Genomic DNA, 8,443 nt, shown 5'->3' on the forward strand with positions numbered 1-8,443 from the left:
ATCAAAAGGTTTTATACCGTCATTGTCATATGTTGAACCTTTTGGTTCACGTTGGAAGTGATAACCACATGCCCATACATAAAATGGAAAAAGTGTATAAGGGGAAAAACCATAAAATAATGACATAACATCTGGGATAGAGGAATATGAGCTAGTAGTTATATTACCATAGCATATAGTTTCATCAAGGGAGCTAGTATCCCATATTGATTTACCGCGGTTTCTTGCACCACCTATGGAATAATAATTATTTATACACTTCCAATATGTATTATTAGTAAAAAATTCAGTATTAAATACTGAAAAACAATCAAAGGTGTTGTTAATACAAATTAGCTTATCTAAATATACAGCTGCGTAAGGTATCATAGCAACTGGATCAGTAGGTTCAGCAGTTAAACAAGGTATATAACACCAATTTTTATTAAATGGTGATTCATTTGTATTACTACGTGTACATACAAAATATACTGGATATAAAAATCTTCCTTGATGATGTTTATATTGCTCAAATTGATATTGTGGATTATTCATTTGTATAGATACATTACCGTCACGTTTTGTATAATTTTTAGCATACATATACTGATCTATATACATACATACCACATCACCTTTACTATAAGACCTTAGTCTATTCCATAACATATCATTCATTGCTGTAGCCATTGTTCCACTCCTTATCCAAAGATTAACATCTAAAGTATTATATGGTAAATAAAAATTATCCATTGTAAAGCTAGTTTTATTAAACTTATTTTTGCTATATTGTTCAAATAAATCTGCTACTGCTTTTTTCCAAACAATATTATCATTATTTATATTTTCGACTTCTTTTTCTAATTTTACTTTTAGCTGTAAAACTATAGCTAATAAATCTTTACGTTCTGTATATGACTCAATATATCCTTCATATAAAGGTTCTTGTAAAGATACAATTACTTCATCACAACTTTTTATTTGATCTTTAACACTAGTTAATAATTGCTCTTTTGTAATAGAATTGTCTCTATAAGCTATATATTGGTTACGTAAATTTTCTTTTGTCATATATTTATAGACTCCGTTCCATCATAAATTTGATCCATATAAGTTTCTAATAATGCTCCATCATTATATTCTATTTTTACCCAATTAGTATCTGGCCATAATTCTTTAGGGGTTTTTGTTCCGTGTGGTTGAATATAACAAGCAGATACTGGGTATGGACATACATTTATATTTATATCTTTACGTTCTTTTAATTCATTTAATTTTGTATCAATAATATCTTTTATTGATTGTGGTAATTTTACTAATTCTTTCATTTGTGCTAAAGTAACTATTTGATTTTCTTCAGTTGCTTTAGGACCTATAGGATTTTTATAAAAGACTTTTAAACTTTCTATTTTTACATCACCAGCTACTTGAACAGCATTAGGCACTTCTTCCTCAATCTTTAGTGATTTCAAATCATTTTTATTTAATGGGTGTAAATCATTTGTAGCAACTTGTGTTTTATAATTTCTACCTTCCAAGATAGTTGTTGTTAATGTCTGTGTACCTTGTTGAGTTAAATATTCTGTAACACTAAATGGATTTATGTTACTAGGTGAAAATTCACAATATTTAATATTTTTATTTGTTACTACTAATTGTTCTTCAATTATATCAAATATTTTAGATAAATTAGATTTAAATCTAACAAATTTCATTTTTATATTTATTGACTCTATAATTCTAAATATAAGTTTATTTGAATCTAAAATAGAATTGATTTCAACAGTAGCATTATTACCTAATATATCAATATTCTTTGAAATTGGAATTATATTAGTTTGTAACAATTCACATTTATAATATGCATTTTCTGCTAATTCAATACTCCCATAAATCAAAGCAATTATAAATGCATCTGCATCATCGTGCTTACCATCTCCATAGGCACCAAACCATTCTGGTCTAACATATTCAGTAAAGTCTCTCTTCCAGCATCTAGTCCCATTAGAAATATAAATACCAACATTATGAGTAGTATCATTCCCAATATATCTATATATTCCTTCACCTTTATCACCTTCTTTATAATATCCGGTAAAATAAATTTCTTCAAGATCATTAGGAATATTGTTAAAATCACAATCGTTAAGTAAACCCATATTGCATCTAAGATTTATTTTATGATAAAATTTCTTTGTAATATTACTACGAGTTTGTTGTATGTGTCCTGTTCCTACAACTATATCTTCATAGCCAAGTTTTTGCTTTTTAGCAGTAATATTTAGAATTTTCATTGTAATTTCACCGCAATAGGATGTTTTAATGCATAAGTTGTGCCATCGTGTGTTAAATTATCTACAGTAACACTCGATGTTACTTCAACTAAATTATTTGCTTCTACTGCTACATCTGCAAAACACAATTTATTTGTTGGATAATTTCCTAAAGTAAAGAAAGTTTCACAAGTAAATGATTTTGGTGTTGTAACATTAGCAGTAGCTAATACATTTATTGATTCTTTATAAATTGATAATAAATCAACTTTTTCACTACCACATTCAATTCTTACTTTATTAAATGGACCATAGAGTGTAAGTTCTTTTATATTTGTATTACCAGATACTGTATTACCATAATAAGATATTGAGTGCTTAACTTCTGCTTTACTATTGATAGATGGCACAGCAACTAATTGTAAAACACAAGCATAACTTGATGTTACAACAAATGTATTATCTACAAATTCAAAATGCATTGGCTGAGTAACTTTGAGCCAGTCTGTTTCTATAATATTATTTGATGAGCCATTACCAAAACATAAATTTTGTTGTGCAGTTATCAAAAATATTATAGTGCAGTTTATAAAAGATATTTCACCACCATTCATTTGTTTTGGTGTTATTTTATCATAACAAGATATAATACAATTATTGAATCTATGTGTATGTCCACCTAATTGTATATTACCTGCTATTTGACTATTTCTAAATGAAGTTCCTACAACTGCATCTTCACAGTAAATAGCATAATCAGTTAATGAATTGTTACTTGTTGATAAAATACATTCAAATACACCAATTTGATTTATTTGTCGTTTATCATTACCTAAATGTAATGCTTTTTGCTGACCAAATATATTTGAACTTTTAATTATAGTATTGTCAGAGTCTATAACTTTTATAGCAGCTGCATTTGTGCCATAAGATCTAATATCACAAGCATTTAATTGTGTATTATAACAATCTGTAAAAATTATAGTATTTGAAACATTTTTAGTTTGTATCATAACATTATCAAGTTTCACATTTCTACAATATTTAAATGATAAACAATGTTCAAGATTTTGTGACTCTTCTTGCACAATTTTTAAATTTGAAATTTCTACAATTATATCATCTATTTTTTGAATAGTTGGTGCAGTTAATGATGATTTAGCTGCTTGAGTTAAAGTAACATGTGGTGTATTACTCACTGCCACATTAGATAAAAATGAACTCATTTTATCCGTCTTGTAAGCTGATGCAGGATTAGTTCCTTTAATTAAAAGTAAATCACCAACTTTAAAAGTATGTGAACCAGAAGTTTGTAATGTTGATTGACCTAATGATAAATTACCTACTGCACTAACAGGATTTTGTGCCTTACCAATAAAATATGCATTTACATTTTCTGTAAAATATAATGTAGCATTATTACCATTTATCCTTATTGATTTATTGATTGTAAGTGGCTTTGTGATTTTAAATGTGCCTTCAGTTAAATCAATAAATGAATGTTGAGTTAAATAAGCACCTATTGCTGCTGTATCATCTGTTTCACCATCACCTTTTACACCATACCAATATAGTGATGGATTACCATCATATTGTCTTACCCATCCATTAAAAACAATACCACCATCAGTAATACCTTGTTGTTTTTCATTATAAAAGAACATACCAGATCTTTTATCATCATTTAAAAATACAGCTTTAAAAATTGTGCTATCTGAACTTGCTAAATCAGTAATATTATCAACTACTTTAATATTATCACCAACTTCTGAAAATTGCACTTGTGTCCAATTAAGACCTTGTTTATAATACATTGTTCCAGTTGTCTTAACTACAACACAGGTTACACCGTGTGGTAAATTTTCTATATCACTATAATTATCAACTGCTAAAACAGCAGTATTCATTAAGGTCCATACACCATTTATTTTATTATACACGTAACTCTCAAAAATAGCGGTATTATAGCCATTTGGAATATTTTGCAAATCATCAATACTATCTACTACGTAAATACCTTTACTTGATGAAACCCAAGAACTAGTTGTGCTATCCCAAGTATATATTGTATGATTTTCTTTAACAATCACTGTTTGTGTTGTCATAAGATTTGGATTTAAAGTAGCTAATTTATCTACAGATTCTACAACAAGAGGACCATATAAATGTGTAGCATTTAATTGAGTAAGTTGAATGTCTTCACCTTGTCGTTTTTGTATAATAGAGCCAAAACCTAATTCTAAATCTTCAACAACTAATTTATTCTTTTCTAATTTTACGGACGAATTGGCCATTCAAATACTCCATTATAAGAATTTGTTTCAACTTGTGTAATTGAACTAACATAATCGCGTGATGCATGTTTCTTAATATCATTAAGAGCATCATTATAATATTGTGTGAATACAGCTGCACTTTGTTTGTTTTGTGTATCCATATCATCTAAAAGTGCTGCCGCGATTATATAAAGCTTAAGTGCCTTATCACAAACCGGTGATATTTCAGGGTCTTCATCTAGTGTTAAAATTTTCTTAGGTTCTGCAATATAATATACTTCTAACGGATACAATATCTGTTTAACTTCTGAGATACCACCATACGGTGAATCAACTTCAACTTCTAAGTTTTCAGCAACTATATCAGTTATTATGCCATACTTATCTTGGATTTTAGCTCCAAGCTCTTCAATATCTGTTGCAACACCTAAAATATCTTTTGGTAATTGTATTGGACTTTCTGAAGAAATTGTCGGTTTAGGATAAAGCACTATATGATTTCTTGGGTGCTTATTAAAAATCATTGCTGAAGGCTGCCCTTCTTTATCTCTATTCATTACATCAATAGAGCGGTAGTCAAGCATTCGCAGAGGTTTTCCATCATAATAAGCTCTTTCAAGCCATATTATATCATCGGGTAGGACATACTCAGCTTGACCCTTGAACACTGGTAATACCACTGTGCGTTTGACTAAAGAAGCCTTAGTGGCTACTTCAACCTGTGCAACATTAAGTAGTGATAACAATCGTAAATCAGACCATCGAGTCTTATCAGGATCTGCTAGACTAAGTCGTGCATCATCAATTATCGTTTGTGACCTACTCATATTATCACCACCAGTATGGTCTTATCCGGCGTATGCACCATCAGTGATGCCAGTATTCATATATCTAATGATATAACCTTTATTTTGTTCAGCACCTGGAGTGATAAATAAATCACCACCATCAGGATGAATTTTATCATTAGCAATTTCAACACCTTTTGCATGGTCGTTTATATCACCAATTTTTAAACCAGTGCCACCAGCAGTAATGTTACCATTTTCAATGGTTTGTATGCCAACAATTACTGCACCTTTAGGAATTGCACCTAAAAGATAAGTTTTATTCGCTTCAGCGGCAAAAGGTGCAATTACAAGATTTTTAAAATCTCGCACTTGATTGTTCTTTTTATATTCGCGAAGGTCAATCACATCGCTTGGAATTTGTCTTCCACCTGGCATATTCCACCTCCTTATGCAGTTGTTTTAATCTCAAGGTCAACGAATGCACAACCGTAGTTGTAACCTGCGAGCTTAATAGCATCGTAGTCTTCGTTTTCCGCAAGAAGTTTCGCAGCTTTCGCTCCACACCATACTTCCAATGCTGACTCACTATGTAGACCAAAGTCATGTGTTGCATAATGATAATCAGGCATTTTACCCATTGCAAATTGGAATGCTCCACGACCTAGTAGCAAGTTACGTGAGAACAATTTACTTCCTGTTTCTGCAAGATTTTTTTCGAAATCAGCTTCACCAGTAAATACTTTGTCAGTTGCACCATTTTTAACTACATATTGTCGCAATCCAGCTGCATATACCGCGTTTTTATCATATTGATAATAACCTTGCCCATCAATGATTGCACCATCTGTTACACCAAAGAACAATGGAGCTTCAATGATGATGAAGTTACCAATAGTTCCTAGAATACCAGAGAACAATCTATTTTGGTTACCGCGAACATCTGCTTGTGCCAATAGCCCTTGTGCACCATCTTTGCTCAATAGTTTTACCTTAGTAGCTACATCAATAAGAAGCAACCACATTGGTTTACCATCTGCAGTGCGGAATGGCTCCATAGGTGCACGAGTTGGGAAGGCTGTTGGTGTTACGCTAAAGCCACGACCTGTTTTTGCAATTTGCTCGATGTCCAAGAAATTATCAAATGCAAATTGTGCTCCTAGCTTAATACCAAATTCTGATGTTTGTTGTCCAAGGTCAAAAAACGCTTGGTCAGCCGAACGAATCCACAAATCACCCAATTTGCTACGAGAATCAGCGTGCTCATTGATAGAAAGGTCAGCGATATTAACACCATCAAACTTATCACCATTATCAACAACATATCGATAGCGGTCAAGTGTGATTTTATCGCTAAATTTCTTTTTCTGCTCACCAGTTCCCTCAGCTTGTTGTTTTCCACGAACAGGTTTACCAGCCAATGCACCATCCATATCGAATACTACATTGTGTCCTTGTCCTTTAGAAATGTCGTTTACTGTTTGAATAACAGAGTCACGACCTTGTCCTTTATACGCCGCCCAAAACGATGTTGCAGCCTTCTGAAGTAGCCCTTCAGAAACCCATCGTTTCCTTTCAATATCGGAACCAATTCTAACGGTTCCGGTCCCAGTTGGATTAAGAGCCATTATTTATCTCCTTTAGTTAAAAAATCATTTTGCTATAATCCGTTTCCTGAGTTGTTTGACTAATGTTTGCAGTTCCATTCGCTATGCTCATAGGGTCCTTTTTCCCAGCATTTTGTGAATTACCTGGACCAACTTTAGTCTGTCTCAAGAAATTCGACGCCTCAGCTAGAAATCCTTCAAATGATACTTCACCTTTTTTAAGTTTATTGGTAAGACCTGCTGGTAGCACATTATTAACTATATAATCAGTTATTTGTGCATCCTGATTTTCTTGGTTCCAAGAAGCCAATACTTCTTTACGCCTAGCGACTTCAGCTTGACGAGTTATTTCAGAAGTGACCTCTTTTGCCTTAGCATTTTCAATTGCATTTAGCTTCTGTCGCCAGGCTTCTGGATCTTCATATTTAAGACGCTCAAGCTCTTCTGCTACAGCTGGATCTAGTTGCACACCTTTATCTACAATTGCTTTTTCAAGTGCTGCATTTTTAGCTTTTAGTGCTGCAACTTCTTGTCGAGCTTTTGTATACGCTGCTTGAGTATCTTTAAACATTTTTTGATAATCAGGTTCTTTAGCTGACTCATTTTGAGCATTTACTACAGGTTCTTGACTTTTAGTATCACTGAACTCTTCTAAACTACCATCAGTATTGGGCACAATATTTTCATTGCTAGCCATATTACTAGTCTCCTTATTTTTAAATTTGTGGAATTATATAGCAATAATGTTTAATGTTTGTTTAATGTTTTAATATACATTATATTAAAAATCCTTGTGAATTACCATACCAAGGATCTTTATCTATTTCTGAGTACTTTTCATAAACGTTATTCTGCTTCGGAGTATAATATTTTAAACCCATTGCCATATATCTAATCATATCTGCAGAATGTGATAACTCATCGTGAACAGGTTTATCTAAGAACACACCTAATTGTTGATTATATTGCTTTCTATATCCTTGTATAGCAGCTATAATCTTTTCACAATTTTGTGAGATTTTTACTCGTCTAAGGAACTGTCTTGTAGTCTCGATACCATCTTGTATTGTATGACGTTTCACAACTATTGGATTAAAACCTAGTTCACGCATTACTTCTAATCGTGTTTTATCTGATGTTAGTTCCTTTACCATTATATCATGTGGAACAAATGTGACACCATAATCCCACATATACTTAGCTGCAAATGCATCATAAATATCTTTATAATAAGATAATCCGTGACCAGAATCGTGAAACTCATCTATAATAAATGGTGTCCCATCATCTAATATAACAAAGAAACCTATGGAAAAAGTATCATTCATTCCTAGATCTACGGATGAATGCACAATACACTTAGCTGGTTTTTGCTCATCAGTTATTTTCAACGTTTTATATTCTTGTTCATAGTATGTTCCTTCCAACGAACGCTCAAATGCTTCGGCTGGAATTGTTGGATACTCCTGCTTAATCATAAAGCCGATTTCATTATATTTAGCCTGATACCAGTTCTTTTG

The 8,443-nt window shown here is 32.0% G+C and carries 8 protein-coding genes and 1 pseudogene; all 9 read right to left on the reverse strand.

The genetic code is table 11. The features are described 5' to 3' along the window. Positions 1-1,050 (reverse strand): hypothetical protein (locus ACR0P1_RS06970; RefSeq protein WP_432645686.1); only part of this gene is annotated, 1,050 nt, incomplete at its 3' end. Beyond that, a complete protein-coding gene (locus ACR0P1_RS06975; protein ID WP_432645687.1) occupies positions 1,047-2,273 on the reverse strand; it encodes a hypothetical protein in 1,227 nt (408 codons plus the stop codon). The genes ACR0P1_RS06975 and ACR0P1_RS06970, both read right to left, overlap by 4 nt. Further along, positions 2,270-4,546 (reverse strand): hypothetical protein, encoded by a 2,277-nt coding sequence (locus ACR0P1_RS06980; RefSeq protein ID WP_432645688.1) that lies wholly within the window; start codon positions 4,544-4,546, stop codon positions 2,270-2,272. Before ACR0P1_RS06980 ends, ACR0P1_RS06975 begins: the two co-directional genes overlap by 4 nt. Continuing rightward, a complete protein-coding gene (locus tag ACR0P1_RS06985) occupies positions 4,528-5,355 on the reverse strand; it encodes a DUF6682 family protein (RefSeq protein WP_432645689.1) in 828 nt (275 codons plus the stop codon). The genes ACR0P1_RS06980 and ACR0P1_RS06985 overlap by 19 nt, the downstream gene beginning before the upstream one ends. A gap of 21 nt (positions 5,356-5,376) precedes the next feature. Further along, on the reverse strand, positions 5,377-5,754 hold the full coding sequence (locus ACR0P1_RS06990; protein WP_432645690.1) for a hypothetical protein: 378 nt from the start codon (positions 5,752-5,754) through the stop codon (positions 5,377-5,379). Between the two features lie 11 nt (positions 5,755-5,765). Then, positions 5,766-6,548, reverse strand: a complete 783-nt coding sequence (locus ACR0P1_RS06995) for a hypothetical protein (RefSeq protein ID WP_432645693.1) — start codon at positions 6,546-6,548, stop codon at positions 5,766-5,768. A 72-nt stretch (positions 6,549-6,620) separates the two neighbouring features. Continuing rightward, positions 6,621-6,944, reverse strand: a pseudogene (locus tag ACR0P1_RS07000) (DUF4043 family protein); the annotation flags it as partial. Positions 6,945-6,960: 16 nt separating this feature from the next. After that, positions 6,961-7,620 (reverse strand): hypothetical protein, encoded by a 660-nt coding sequence (locus ACR0P1_RS07005; RefSeq protein WP_432645691.1) that lies wholly within the window; start codon positions 7,618-7,620, stop codon positions 6,961-6,963. 79 nt (positions 7,621-7,699) lie between these two features. Then, the coding region (locus ACR0P1_RS07010; RefSeq protein WP_432645692.1) for a hypothetical protein at positions 7,700-8,443 on the reverse strand (744 nt) is incomplete at its 5' end.

Origin of the sequence: Methanobrevibacter sp., assembly GCF_050872065.1 — an archaeon.
Lineage (GTDB): Archaea > Methanobacteriota > Methanobacteria > Methanobacteriales > Methanobacteriaceae > Methanocatella.